Consider the following 13,580-nt stretch of genomic DNA (forward strand, 5'->3'; position numbering starts at 1 on the left):
GACGAGGTCCTGAATGGAACATGTGATGGTTGGCTAGTATATGTCATCTCGCCCTGCCTCGGTGGTCACCCATCCATAGATGCAAAGAGATACGACGTCCGCCAGAAAAAGATCACGAGGCACCCGGATTCAGTGGCTTGCTACCAGCAGGCCGCTCAGCAAGGAGAGCGCCGGCTGGTTGTTCTCCGCCGCCACCAGCCACTGCTTGTGTTCCACCGGGATCGGCAGCACCTCGAGCCAGCGCTGCACCACCCAGCTGGCATCGTCCCAGTCCGGCTGGACATAGAGGGCGGCGTACTCCGGGTAGTCGTTGAACACATCCTGCAGCGCCTTGGCCAGGGAGTGCTGATCGGCGTTGAGCCGACTGGTCTGCCAGGGCGGCAGGGGCTCCACCTCCCCCACCCGCAGGCCATCGGACTCCTGCCAGAGATCGGTGATCCGCACCCGGCTCACCCCGAGCACCGTGATGCCGAGCAGGCCGTCCGGCAGCAGATCGAAGTCGGCGATCCGCACCCGGGTGGCGATCGGATACATGTTGCGCAGCGCCTCGGGCTGGCGGGGATCCAGCATGCAGAGCGCAAACTCCCTGCGCTCGGCTTCGGCGACCATGCGCTGATAGCGAGGCTCGAAGATACGCAGCGGCATGATGCCGCCGGGCAGCAGGTGAGCGGAGAGGGGGAAGAGCGCCAGTTTCATCGAAATCATCCTCGGTCGATGTCACCTAATGATACGACCGCCCGGGGCGAGGAGATCATTCATGACAATGGCGGCCGAAAGACCCTTTAACAAACAGGGGAAAATAGCCTGGACAAGTCGCTTCGATATGCAGTAGAAATGGATAAGCACCAGTTATTCCACGTAATATTCTGGAATTATCGGTCAAAAGCAGTGAAATATCCGCCACCCCGACAGGGGCGGGCCATTCCTGTAGTTTTCTCGGCCCGATGCGGGTAAAATTCACGCCCTTATCCAGTCAGTCATTTTTCGACGCGCAACCTCGGTGGTCAGTTATGAAAGAGCATATTCATCATCTACTTGAACAAACGGTAGCCAATCTCAAGTCCGCTGGCGTCCTGCCCGCCGACCTGGAAGCCCGGGTGCAAGTGGATCGATGCAAGGAAAAAGCTCACGGTGACCTGGCCACCAACCTGGCCATGCTGCTGGCCAAACCGGCCCGCAAGAACCCCCGCGAGCTGGCTGCCGCCATCATCGAGCATCTGCCCGCCTCCGACCTCGTCGCCAAGGTGGAGATCGCCGGTCCCGGCTTCATCAACTTCTTCTTCGACACCAGCTGGCTGGCCGGTCAGGTCGAGACCATGGTGCACAGCGACAACGCCAGCGTGAAGCTGCCCGCGCCGCAAACCGTGGTGGTGGACTACTCCGCCCCCAACGTGGCCAAGGAGATGGCGGTGCACCACATCCGTTCCACCGTCCTCGGTGACGTGGCGGCCCGTGCCCTGGAGTTCCTCGGCCACAAGGTGGTGCGTGCCAACCACATCGGCGACTGGGGCACCCAGTTCGGCATGCTGATCGCCTATCTGGAGAAGATGGAAAACGAGCACGCCAGTGACATGCAGCTCAAGGATCTGGAAGCCTTCTACACCCAGGCCAAGCGTCTGTATGACGAAGACGAGGCCTTCGCCGAGCGCGCTCGCAACTACGTGGTCAAGCTGCAGGGTGGTGATGAATACTGCCGCACCATGTGGAAGAAGCTGGTCGACATGACCATGGAGCAGAACCAGCGCAACTACGACCGCCTGAATGTCTCTCTGACCGAGAAGGACATCATGGGCGAGTCCATGTACAACGACATGCTGCCCGCCATCGTGACCGATCTGAAGGCCCGTGGCCTCGCGGTCGAGAGCGAAGGCGCCACCGTCGTCTATCTGGACGAGTACAAGAACAAGGATGGGGAGCCCATGGGGGTCATCATCCAGAAGAGCGATGGCGGTTTCCTCTACACCACCACCGACATCGCCTGTGCCAAGTACCGTTATGAAACCCTGGGCGCCGATCGGGTGATGTACTTCATCGACTCCCGTCAGCACCAGCACCTGATGCAGGCCTGGACCATCACCCGCAAGGCGGGCTATGTACCGGCCTCCGTGCCCCTCGAGCACCACGCCTTCGGCATGATGCTGGGCAAGGACGGTCGTCCCTACAAGACCCGTTCCGGCGGCACCGTCAAGCTGGTCGAGCTGCTGAACGAGGCCGAAGAGCGCGCCAAGGCCTTGCTGGAGAGCCGCAACAGCGATCTCTCCGACGAAGAGAAGGCCAAGGTGGTGCACGCCATCGCCATGGGCGCGGTCAAGTATGCGGATCTCTCCAAGAACCGTACCACCGACTACATCTTCGACTGGGATCTGATGCTCTCCTTTGAAGGCAACACCGCACCCTACCTGCAATATGCCTACACCCGGATCCAGTCCATCTTCCGCAAGGCCGGCGTCAACGAAGCCAGCCTGACCGGCAAGATAGTGCTGAACGAGGAAGCGGAAGAGACCCTGGCCCAGAAGCTGATCCAGTTCTCCGACGCGGTCAACAGCGTCGCGGACAAGGGCATGCCGCACCTGCTCTGCACCTATCTGTACGAGCTGTCCGGCAACTTCATGACCTTCTACGAAGCCTGCCCGATCAACAAGGATGGCGTCGACGAAGCCACCCGCAACAGCCGTCTGCTGCTGTGCGCCGCCACCGCCAAGGTACTGAAACTCGGCCTCGGCGTACTGGGCATCCACACCCTGGAGCGCATGTAATAGATGGCAACCCGGGATTACGTCGGCAACAGCCCGAGACGTCGGGCCGGTGGTCGTAACACCAAGAAAGCGGCACCTCGCCGCTTTCCTGTTATCCCGGCACTGCTGGCCGGGGGCCTGGTGGTCGGCTTTGGCGCCTTCCTCTACCTCATCAATGGCAAGGGGGCCGATGCCCCCACCATCGAAGAGCAGGTGAAGGCCAACAAGCCCAAAGCCCAAGGCAATGGCCTGCCCCAGGAGAAGTGGAGCTACATCGAACGACTGGAGAACAAGCAGGTGGACGTCATCGAGCCGCCGCCCCAGCCGGGCGTACTGCCACCGCCTCCTGCCGAGACCCTGACCCTGCAGCCGGACAAGCTGCCCAAACCGGTGGAGACCGCCATCCCGCAACCGGGCACCCCCATCGGGCAGGTGAAGCCTTATCAGCCGCAGCCGGTGCAGCCGACCAAGCCCGCCACCGGCGCGCCGGTGGCCAGCGCCCAGGAGCAGGTGATCGATCGCAAGGCCGAACGTGACCGGATGGAGCGGGAGCTGCGCGCCGAGATGGAGCGGGAACAGGCCGCCAAGGCCAAGGCCGCCTCCCAGACCGCGGCAGCGGCCGACAGCGGGCGTTACATGATGCAGTGCGCCGCCCTGCGCTCGCAGGATTCTGCCGAGTCGCTCAAGGCCCGCATCGCCTTCACCGCCGGGCTCTCCTCCAGCCTGCAGGTGGTCAATGGTGCCAATGGCGCCGTCTACAAGGTGATGGTCGGCCCCTTCAATGGCAAGGCCGCCGCCGATGGCGCCAACCGCAAGCTGCAGGGGGCCGGCATCAGCGGCTGTATCCCCAAGAAGGGCTGATCCCTTCACCGAAAACAGGAAGGCAGGGCCGGCGCCCTGCCTTCTTTTTATCTGCAATGTGACCTTCAACCCAAACGAGCCCCCTTTTGCCCCCCTTGCGACTCAGGGTTGAAAAGCCCGGATCCGACCCCCATCTTTCTTGCCATGCACAGTCAGGCCGTTTTTCGGCTCAAGCGAGGTAAGTAAAGTGACTACCATAGTTTCTGTCCGCCGCAACGGCCAAGTCGTGATCGGTGGCGATGGCCAGGTCTCCCTGGGCAACACCGTCATGAAGGGCAACGCCCGCAAGGTTCACCGCCTCTACAACGGCAAGGTACTGGCTGGTTTCGCCGGCGGCACCGCCGATGCCTTCACCCTGCTCGAGCGCTTCGAGGCCAAGCTGCAGGCCCACCAGGGCAACCTGGAACGTGCCGCCGTGGCCCTGGCCAAAGACTGGCGCACCGACCGCGCCCTGCGTCGCCTCGAGGCCCTGCTGGCCGTGGCCGATGAGCACAAGTCCTTCATCATCACCGGCAACGGTGACGTGGTGCAGCCGGAGCATGACCTCATCGCCATCGGCAGCGGCGGCAACTTCGCCCAGTCCGCCGCCATCGCCCTGCTGGAAAATACCGACCTGGATGCCAGGAGCATCGTCGAGAAGTCCCTCAAGATCGCGGGCGATATCTGCGTCTTCACCAATGGCAACCACACCATTGAAGTGCTGGACTATGCGCCGAAAGAAGTCGAGCCGAAATAAGGCGACCCCATTTTGCAAGGGGTGGGCCCTGCCCGCCCCGGATACAGGAATTGCATCATGTCCGAGATGACCCCGAGAGAAATCGTCCACGAGCTGGACCGCCACATCATTGGTCAGGCCGACGCCAAGCGCGCGGTGGCCGTGGCCCTGCGCAACCGCTGGCGCCGCATGCAGCTCTCCGAGGAGATGCGCCACGAGGTGACTCCGAAAAACATCCTGATGATAGGCCCGACCGGCGTCGGCAAGACCGAGATCGCCCGTCGTCTGGCCAAGCTGGCCAACGCCCCCTTCATCAAGGTGGAAGCCACCAAGTTCACCGAGGTGGGCTATGTGGGCAAGGAAGTGGACAGCATCATCCGTGACCTGACCGATGTCGCCATCAAGCTGGTGCGCGAGACCGAGATGGAGAAGATGAAGTACCGCGCCGAAGAGGCCGCCGAAGAGCGCATCCTCGACGCCCTGCTGCCGAACCCGCGCAACAGCTGGGGTGAGGAAGAAAAGGCCGACAACTCCAACACTCGCCAGATCTTCCGCAAGAAACTGCGGGAAGGTCAGCTGGATGACAAGGAGATCGAGCTGGAGCTCTCCGCCAGCCCCATGGGCGTCGACATCATGACCCCGCCGGGCATGGAAGAGATGGCCAACCAGTTGCAGGGCCTGTTCCAGAACCTGGGCCAGCAGCAGAAGAAGAAGCGCAAGATCAAGGTCAAGGAGGCCATGAAGGCGCTGATCGAAGAAGAGGCGGCCCGTCTGGTCAACCCGGAAGAGCTGAAGCAGAAGGCCATCCACGCGGTGGAGAACAACGGCATCGTCTTCCTCGACGAGATCGACAAGATCTGCAAGCGCGGCGAGAGCTCGGGTCCCGACGTCTCCCGCGAGGGGGTGCAGCGGGATCTGCTGCCTCTGGTGGAAGGTTGCACCGTCAACACCAAGCACGGCATGGTGAAGACGGATCATATCCTGTTTGTCGCCTCCGGCGCCTTCCAGGTGGCCCGTCCGTCCGACCTCATCCCCGAGCTGCAGGGCCGTCTGCCGATCCGGGTCGAGCTGACCGCGCTCACCACCGAAGACTTCGAGCGCATCCTGACCGAGCCGAACGCCTCCCTGACCGATCAGTACCAGGCGCTGATGGCTACCGAAGGGGTCAAGATCGAGTTCACCCAGGATGGCATCCGTCGCCTGGCCGAGGCCGCCTGGCAGGTCAACGAGCGCACCGAGAACATCGGCGCCCGTCGCCTGCACACCGTGATGGAGCGACTGATGGAAGACATCTCCTACGACGCCTCCGAAAAATCCGGTGAGACCTTCGTGATCAACGCCGACTACGTCAACGCCCACCTCGGCAAGTTGATCGAGGACGAGGATCTGAGCCGCTTCATCCTGTAAGTGCACTCAGACCCGGTAAAAGCGCCTCCCTCGCGGAGGCGTTTTTGTATCCGCGATTCATGCCCGGGGCAACTCTCACCCGGTCCGACGATTCAACCAGAGCGCCAGCCCGAGCAGCAACCCGGCCGCCACAAAGCTGAGCTGCATGCCCGTTCTCAGTGCCATGGCGCTGGCTCCCCCCATTTCGCTCCCGACCAGGGCGCTGAACAGGGCGCCGAGTCCGGCCGCACCACCGAACTGCCCCAGGTTGCGGGCCAGGGTCAGCAAACCCGCCACAGCGCCACGATCCCGCTCGTGCGCCCCACCCACCACGGCGCCGTTGTTGGCGGTCTGGAACAGGGCATACCCTGCCGTCAGCAGCAAGATGGGTAACAGATAGCCGAGGGGCCCCCAGGATGTCGGAAGCATCACTAGCCCCAGGGTGGCGAGCAGCATGCCCCCGAGACCGATCCGCAACACGGCTCCGCTACCCAGCCTGTCCACCAGCCAACCGGCTGGCAGGCCTGTACATGCCGCCAGCAGGGGGCCGCCCGAGATCCAAAGGCCCACCTCGGTCAGGCTGAGACCAAACATTCCGTGCAAGTAGAAGGGGCCGATCAACAGGGTCAGCACCATCACGCTCGCCACCAGGGCGCTGCCGAGCAGGCCGTCCCGCAGGGGTGCCTCCCGCAGCAGTGCCAGTGGCAGCAGGCTCCCCAGCCTCACGCCATCACCCCGAGGACCAGCCTCGTCGGCAGGCAGACCGAGCAGCGCGAGCACCAGAGCCAGCAGACCCAGGGGCACCAGCAACAGGAAGGGGGCCTGCCAGCCCAGACTGTCGACCAGCCAACCGCCCATCAGGGGGCCGAGGGCCGTGCCGCAGGCCGACAGCGTGCCGAGCAGCCCCATGCCCCAGCCGCGCCGCTGCGGGGCCACTTGCCGCCCCACCATGGCAAGCGCCAGGGAGAGCATGCAGGCCGCCCCCGCCCCTTGCAGAGCCCGCGCAGCGACAAGCCAACCCATGCTCGGCGCCAGGGCACAGAGCAGGGAAGCCAGCGTGAACAACACCACACCCCAGCACAGCAATTGGCGACGGCCGAGACGATCGCCCAGACGGCCCGCCACCACGGACAGACTGGTGATCCCCAGCAGGTAGGCCACCAGCACCCACTGCAGGCTGGCGAGGGGAATGGCCAACTCGACCCCCAATGCCGGCAGCGCCATGTTGCCCATGCTGCCCGCCAGCATGGGCAACAGCGTCGAGAACCCCAAGGCCGGCAGGCCCATGGAGCGAGCGGTGAAAACAGGGGTGACCATGGGGGATGACATAGGTGGATCTCGGCAGAGGGAAGATGCCGATAGCCTAGTCAGGGGGCTGAGCGGGCGGAAGGCGCACGGCTTGCAGCTAATCAGTGCATCTCACGCCATATATCCCGCCGTGGCATCTTGTATGATGAGCAAGAAGGGCTGGCAGCGTCACCGCGGGCTCAAGGTATCACTCGGCGAGGGCATCATCATGAGCACACCGGACCTCAATTTGCTGATCACCCTGACTACCCTGCTCGACGAGGGCAGCGTGGCGGGCGCCGCCAGGCGGTTGGGCTTGAGCCCCTCCGCCATGAGTCGGGCCCTTGCCCGCCTGCGTGACACCACGGGGGATCCCCTGCTGGTACGGGCGGGCCGCGGATTGGTGCCCACCCCCCGCGCCCTGGCGCTGCGGGAGCGGGTCGGCGCGCTGGTGCAGGAAGCGGGCGCCATGCTGAGCCCTTTGCAGGAGATCGAGCCCGCCAGGCTGGTGCGAACCTTCCGACTGCGTGCCAGCGATGGCTTCGTGGAAACCGTCGGCCCCGCCCTGCTGGCCCGGCTCGCCGCCGAAGCCCCCGGGGTACGGCTGCACTTCGTGGCCAAGCCCGACAAGGAGAGCGGCGCCCTGCGCCACGGTGAACTGGACTTCGAAACCGGGGTGATAGGCGCCAGCACGGCACCCGAGCTGCATACCCAGGCCCTGTTCCGGGATCACTTCGTCGCCGTGGTGCGCCCCGATCATCCCCTGTGCCAGGGCCCTCTGAGCGCCACACGCTATGCCGCCGCCCAGCACGTCATGGTGTCGCGGCGCGGGCGGGAGCACGGCCCCATCGACGACGCCCTCGCCGTGTTCAAGCTGGAGCGCCATGTCGCGACCCTGGTGCTGGGTTTTGCCACGGCCCTGGCGCTGGTGCAGGCCAGCGATCTGGTGGCGACCGTGCCCGAGTTGCACTGCGCCAGCCTCTACCCGGATCTGGTGAGGCTTCCCCTGCCCTTTTCCCTGCCCGCCATCACCCTGGCCCTGCTCTGGCACCCGCGACTGGACGCCGATCCGGCCCATCGCTGGCTACGCCATCTCATCCGGGATCTCTGTGCCCGCCCACCCTATGGCAACTGACCGACGAAAGTTAACGACAGTCCCGGTATAAAAATTAGCCACGCCCCTGCACTCACCCTGGTTTTCCAGCCCCACCACTGGGGCCAGTTCCCGCCCCCCTGAGGTCGCGACGCCGACACACCCCAATCCCATTCGCCATGGGAAGTAGAGCCATTCAGGCACCCATTTATGGATAGCCTTTCAACCTGTTCGAATTACCCCATAGGAGATATATAAATAGACAGTTGATTTGCATCAATTGCCCGCCCCCTGCAACTGGGTAGCCTAACGTCAGATTGATGTTTTATTACTCCAAACCAGAGGCAATCATGAGCAAAGTCAGACTGGCCGTCATCGGTAACGGCATGGTGGGGCACCGCTTCATCGAAGAGTTGATCGAACGGGCCGACCCCGGCCAGTTCGAGATCACCGTCTTCGGTGCAGAACCCCGCCCCGCCTACGATCGTGTCCATCTCTCCTCTTATTTCTCCCACCACACCAGCGAAGATCTCTCCCTCGTCAAACCCGGCTTCTATGAGAAACACGGCATCCGCCTGCTGCTCGGCGAGGCGGTCAAACTCATCGATCGCGCCAAGGGCGAGGTGCACTCCAACAAGGGCACTGTGGTCGCCTATGACAAGCTGATCCTGGCGACCGGCTCCTATCCCTGGGTCCCTCCCATCCAGGGCAGCCAGCACCACGAATGCTTCGTCTATCGCACCATCGAGGATCTGAAAGAGATCCGCAGCGCCGCCAAAAGCGGCAAGAGCGGTGTGGTGATCGGCGGCGGCCTGCTCGGTCTGGAAGCCGCGGGAGCCCTCAAGGCGCTGGGCCTCGAGACCCACGTGGTGGAATTCGCTCCCGTGCTGATGGCGGAACAGCTCGACGGCCAGGGCGGCCAGCTGCTGCGCCGCAAGATTGAATCCATGGGGGTGCAGGTTCACACCAGCAAGAGCACCAGCGAGATCCTGATGCACGGCGGCAAGGAGGCGAAGCATCGCCTCGCCTTCGCCGATGGCAGCATGCTGGAAGTGGACGTGGTGGTCTTCTCCACCGGTATCCGTCCGCAAGACACCCTCGGCCGTTACTGCGAGCTGACCATCGCCGACCGTGGCGGTGTGCTGATCGACGATCACTGCCTCACCTCGGATCCCGACATCTATGCCATCGGCGAGTGCGCCGCCTGGCAGGGACGCTTCTTCGGTCTGGTGGCGCCGGGCTACAAGATGGCCCAGGTCACCGTGGACCACCTGCTCGGCGGCGACAACCGCTTCGAAGGGGCGGACATGAGCGCCAAGCTCAAGCTGCTCGGCGTCTCCGTCGGCTCCATCGGCGATGCCCATGGCCGCACGCCCGGCAGTCACAGCTATGTGTTCCAGGACGATCAGGCTGGCGTCTACAAGAAAATCGTGGTGAGCGAGGACAACAGCCGGTTGCTCGGCGCCGTGCTGGTGGGTGACGTGGAAGATTACGGCAACCTGCTGCAGATGATGCTCAATGCCCTGCCGCTGCCGGCCCACCCGGATGCGCTGATCCTGCCCGCCTATGCCGGCGCCAAGCCGACCCTGGGGGTCGACGCCCTGCCGGAATCCGCCCAGATCTGCTCCTGCTTCGACGTCTCCAAGGGCGACATCGCCCGGGCGGTCGCCGAGGGCCACACCACGCTCGCCGCCATCAAGCAGCACACCAAGGCCGGTACCGGCTGCGGCGGCTGCGTACCCCTCATCAGCCAGGTGCTCAACGCCGAGCTGGTGAAGCAGGGCATCGAGGTCAACAACCACCTCTGCGGCCACTTCCCCTACTCCCGTCAGGAGCTGTTCCACCTGGTCAAGGTGGAGGGGATCAAGAGCTTCGACGAGCTGCTGGCCAAGCACGGTCACGGCCATGGCTGCGAGGTGTGCAAACCCACCGTCGGCTCCATCCTCGCCTCCTGCTGGAACGACTATGTGCTGACCCCGCAGAACACCCAGCTGCAGGACACCAACGACATCTTCCTCGGCAACATGCAAAAGGACGGCACCTACTCCGTCATCCCGCGCATGGCCGGTGGTGAAGTCACGCCGGAAGGCCTGCTGGCGGTAGCCGAGGTGGCCCGCGACTACCAGCTCTACACCAAGATCACCGGTGCCCAGCGCATCGGCCTGTTCGGCGCCCAGAAAGACGACTTGCCCGCCATCTGGCGCAAGTTGCTGGCCGCCGGTTTCGAGACCGGCCAGGCCTACGCCAAGGCGCTGCGCATGGCCAAGACCTGCGTCGGCAGCACCTGGTGCCGCTTTGGGGTGCAGGACAGCGTCGGCCTCGGGGTCTTCCTCGAGAACCGCTACAAGGGCATTCGCACCCCCCACAAGATGAAGTTCGGTGTCTCTGGCTGTACCCGCGAATGTGCGGAGGCCCAGGGCAAGGATGTCGGCATCATCGCCACCGACGCGGGCTGGAACCTCTATGTCGGCGGCAACGGCGGCATGAAACCGCGCCACGCCGACCTGCTCGCCTCGGATCTCGACCGCGAGACCCTGATCACGCTGATCGACCGCTTTATGATGTTCTACGTCACCAGCGCCGACAAACTGCAGCGTACCGCCAGCTGGCTCACCAGCCTGGAAGGCGGTATCGACTACCTGCGCGAGGTGATCGTCGATGACAAGCTCGGACTGAACGAGACCCTGGAGCGCGACATCCAGGCCCTCATCGACAGCTACGAATGCGAGTGGTCCCGCACCCTGAATGAAGAAGAGCAGCTCAAACGCTTCAGCCACTTCATCAACAGCGACAAGCGCGATCCGGACGTGCAGTTCGTCACCGAGCGGGAGCAGCACAGACCGGCCACCCCGGCCGAGCGCATCCCCGTCTACCAGATAGAAATGGAGGCAAAGTGATGAAACTCGCATGCCAACTCAATGACATATTCCCGGGTACCGGCGTCTGCGCCCTGCTGGAAGGACGCCAGATCGCCCTGTTCCGCCCGAGCGAAGCGCCCGAAGTGTTCGCCATCGACAACCGGGATCCCTTCTTCGCCGCCAGCGTGCTGTCGCGGGGCATCATCTGCGAACACGAGGGGGAACTCTGGGTCGCCAGTCCGCTCAAGAAGCAGCACTTCCGCCTGAGCGACGGTCACTGCCTCGAAAATGCGGCCATGTCGGTGCAGAGCTACCCCGTCGAAGTCCGCGACCAACAGGTCTGGGTCGCCGTCTAACACCGTGCATATCAGGGCTGCCCACGGGCGGCCCTCTTGAAGGAAACAAACATGTATACCGAAACCATCAACAAGTGCGCCGCCAACGCGGCCCGCATCAACCGCTTCGAGCGCAGCGACAAGCTCGGCTTCTGGCTCAGCGCCGCCATGGCGGGAGCCTATGTGGGCCTTGGCATCATCCTCATCTTCACCCTGGGCAACCTGGTGGATGCCAGCGTGCGTCCGCTGGTGATGGGGGCCACCTTCGGCATCGCCCTGACCCTGGTGATCATCGCCGGCTCCGAGCTGTTCACCGGCCACACCATGTTCCTCACCTTCGGGGTGAAGACCAGCAAGATTTCCATGGGGGATCTGCTGCGCATCCTGCCCCAGACCTGGGCCGGCAACCTGCTCGGCTCCATCGCGGTGGCGCTGATCTACTCCTACGGCGGCAGCCTGCTGCCGGACGCGGGCAGCCTGGCCCACAAGGTGGCGCTGGCCAAGACCCAGGCCCCGGCCCTGACCCTGTTCATGAAAGGGATCCTCTGTAACTGGCTGGTTTGCCTCGCCATCTGGATGGCGCTGCGCACCGAGGGCGCCGCCAAGTTCATCGCCATCTGGTGGTGCCTGCTGGCCTTCATCGCCTCCGGCTACGAGCACTCGGTCGCCAACATGACCCTGTTCGCCCTCTCCTGGTTTGGCGCCCACTCAGACGCCTACACCCTGGGCGGCATCGGCCACAACCTGCTGTGGGTGACCCTGGGCAACACCGTCTCCGGCGCCCTCTTCATGGGTCTGGGCTACTGGTATGCCACCCCCAAGGCCGAGCGCCCGATCGCCGTGACCGACACCGCTGACACCGTCAGCCAGACCCAGACCGCCTGATCAGGAGGCCCCATGGACTACTTGCCCATCTTTTGCAGACTCGACAACAAACCCGTGCTGCTGGTCGGCGGTGGCGACGTGGCGGAGCGCAAGGCGCGCCTGCTGCTGGACGCCGGTGCCTGGCTGACGGTGGTGGCCCCCAAGCTCGATCCCGAGCTGGCTACCCTGGCTACCAACGGAACAATCCACTGGCTGGCTGGTGAATTCGAACCGGATCAGCTGGCTGGCAAGTGGTTGGTGGTGGCAGCTACCGACAGGCGTGAGGTCAATGCCCTGGTCTACCAGAGCGCCAACCAGGCCGGCATCTTTGCCAACGTGGTGGATGACCCCAAGCGCTCCAGCTTCATCATGCCGTCCATCATCGACCGCTCGCCGCTGATGGTCGCCATCTCCTCCGGCGGCAAGGCCCCGGTGCTGGCCCGCCTGCTGCGGGAGAAGCTCGAAGCCCTGCTGCCCCAGCATCTGGGTGCCGTCGCAGCCTTCGCCGGTGGCCTGCGGGCGCGGGTCAAGGCTCGCTTCGCCAGCATGGGGGAACGGCGCCAGTTCTGGGAGCGATTGCTCGGCACCGATCGCCTCGGCCAGGCCCTGGCCCGGGGCGACAAGGCTGCCGCCAACCAGCTCGCCGACCACCTGTTTGCCAATGATGCTGCCGCCAAGGGAGAAGTGATCCTGGTCGGTGCCGGTCCCGGCGATCCCGGTCTGCTCACCCTGCATGCCCTGCGTCAGATGCAGCAGGCGGACGTGGTGGTCCATGACCGGCTGGTATCGGACGAGGTGATGGCCCTGGTGCGCCGGGATGCCAAACGCATCTTCGTCGGCAAGCTGGCGGGCAACCACTGCGTGCCCCAGGAGGGGATCAACCAGCTCCTGCTGGATGAGGCAAGGAAAGGGCAGCGAGTGGTGAGGCTGAAAGGGGGCGACCCCTTCATCTTCGGTCGGGGCGGCGAGGAGCTGGAGACCCTGGTCGGCAGCGGGGTGGGCTTCCAGGTGGTGCCGGGGATCACCGCGGCGAGCGGTTGCGCCGCCTACGCGGGGATTCCGCTGACCCACCGGGATCACGCCCAGAGCGTGCGCTTCGTCACCGCCCACGGCAAGGGGGGCACCCAGGATCTCGACTGGCCCCTGCTCGCCAGAGACAAACAGACGCTGGTGTTCTACATGGGGCTCTCGTCCTGCACCACCATCCGCGAGCAGCTGATGGCCCACGGCAAGGACGGCTCTACTCCGGTGGCCCTCATCGAGCGCGGCACCCAGCCCTGCCAGCGGGTCATTCGCGGCACGCTAGACCAACTGCCGGAGCTGGCGGTCGGCGTCGAGAGCCCTGCCCTCATCATGGTGGGATCTGTCGTCACCCTGGCCGATCAACTCGCCTGGTTCGGCCAGGCCAACGGCCCGGAGCAGGCCCAGGTTTCTGCCTGAAGAGCC

The 13,580-nt window shown here is 64.3% G+C and carries 11 protein-coding genes; 9 read left to right on the forward strand and 2 right to left on the reverse strand.

The window, feature by feature from the left end:
* Positions 1 to 129: 129 nt before the first annotated feature.
* Entirely contained in the window at positions 130 to 696 is a 567-nt protein-coding gene (locus tag ABNP46_RS20185) for an LON peptidase substrate-binding domain-containing protein (RefSeq protein ID WP_349920204.1), read from the reverse strand.
* A gap of 314 nt (positions 697 to 1,010) precedes the next feature.
* Between ABNP46_RS20185 and argS the strand changes: the two genes are divergently transcribed.
* From argS to hslU, 4 genes are all read left to right on the forward strand, one after another.
* Complete coding sequence (argS, locus tag ABNP46_RS20190) at positions 1,011 to 2,756, forward strand: arginine--tRNA ligase (RefSeq protein ID WP_349920205.1); 1,746 nt, start codon at positions 1,011 to 1,013, stop codon at positions 2,754 to 2,756.
* 3 nt (positions 2,757 to 2,759) lie between these two features.
* Entirely contained in the window at positions 2,760 to 3,596 is an 837-nt protein-coding gene (locus ABNP46_RS20195; protein WP_349920207.1) for an SPOR domain-containing protein, read from the forward strand.
* A 187-nt stretch (positions 3,597 to 3,783) separates the two neighbouring features.
* A complete protein-coding gene (hslV, locus tag ABNP46_RS20200; protein WP_349920208.1) occupies positions 3,784 to 4,332 on the forward strand; it encodes an ATP-dependent protease subunit HslV in 549 nt (182 codons plus the stop codon).
* 57 nt (positions 4,333 to 4,389) lie between these two features.
* Entirely contained in the window at positions 4,390 to 5,718 is a 1,329-nt protein-coding gene (gene hslU / locus ABNP46_RS20205) for an HslU--HslV peptidase ATPase subunit (RefSeq protein WP_349920210.1), read from the forward strand.
* Positions 5,719 to 5,793: 75 nt separating this feature from the next.
* On the opposite strand, the gene ABNP46_RS20210 is transcribed toward hslU, so the two are convergent.
* Entirely contained in the window at positions 5,794 to 7,026 is a 1,233-nt protein-coding gene (locus ABNP46_RS20210; RefSeq protein ID WP_349920211.1) for an MFS transporter, read from the reverse strand.
* Between the two features lie 187 nt (positions 7,027 to 7,213).
* On the opposite strand from ABNP46_RS20210, the gene ABNP46_RS20215 reads away from it, so the two are divergent.
* The 5 genes from ABNP46_RS20215 to cysG all read left to right on the forward strand — a co-directional run bounded on the left by ABNP46_RS20215 (position 7,214) and on the right by cysG (position 13,574).
* Entirely contained in the window at positions 7,214 to 8,119 is a 906-nt protein-coding gene (locus tag ABNP46_RS20215) for a LysR family transcriptional regulator (RefSeq protein ID WP_349922597.1), read from the forward strand.
* Positions 8,120 to 8,427: 308 nt separating this feature from the next.
* Entirely contained in the window at positions 8,428 to 10,974 is a 2,547-nt protein-coding gene (nirB, locus tag ABNP46_RS20220; RefSeq protein ID WP_349920212.1) for a nitrite reductase large subunit NirB, read from the forward strand.
* A complete protein-coding gene (gene nirD, locus ABNP46_RS20225) occupies positions 10,974 to 11,291 on the forward strand; it encodes a nitrite reductase small subunit NirD (protein WP_349920213.1) in 318 nt (105 codons plus the stop codon). Before nirB ends, nirD begins: the two co-directional genes overlap by 1 nt.
* A 51-nt stretch (positions 11,292 to 11,342) precedes the next feature.
* Positions 11,343 to 12,155, forward strand: coding sequence for a nitrite transporter NirC (gene nirC, locus ABNP46_RS20230; RefSeq protein ID WP_349920214.1), 813 nt, complete (start codon positions 11,343 to 11,345; stop codon positions 12,153 to 12,155).
* A 12-nt stretch (positions 12,156 to 12,167) separates the two neighbouring features.
* Positions 12,168 to 13,574: a siroheme synthase CysG gene (gene cysG, locus ABNP46_RS20235; protein ID WP_349920215.1), complete on the forward strand. Its 1,407-nt coding sequence runs from the start codon at positions 12,168 to 12,170 to the stop codon at positions 13,572 to 13,574.
* The last annotated feature ends 6 nt before the right edge of the window (positions 13,575 to 13,580 follow it).

Source organism: Aeromonas veronii (assembly GCF_040215105.1).
GTDB classification, from domain to species: Bacteria; Pseudomonadota; Gammaproteobacteria; order Enterobacterales; family Aeromonadaceae; genus Aeromonas; species Aeromonas veronii_G.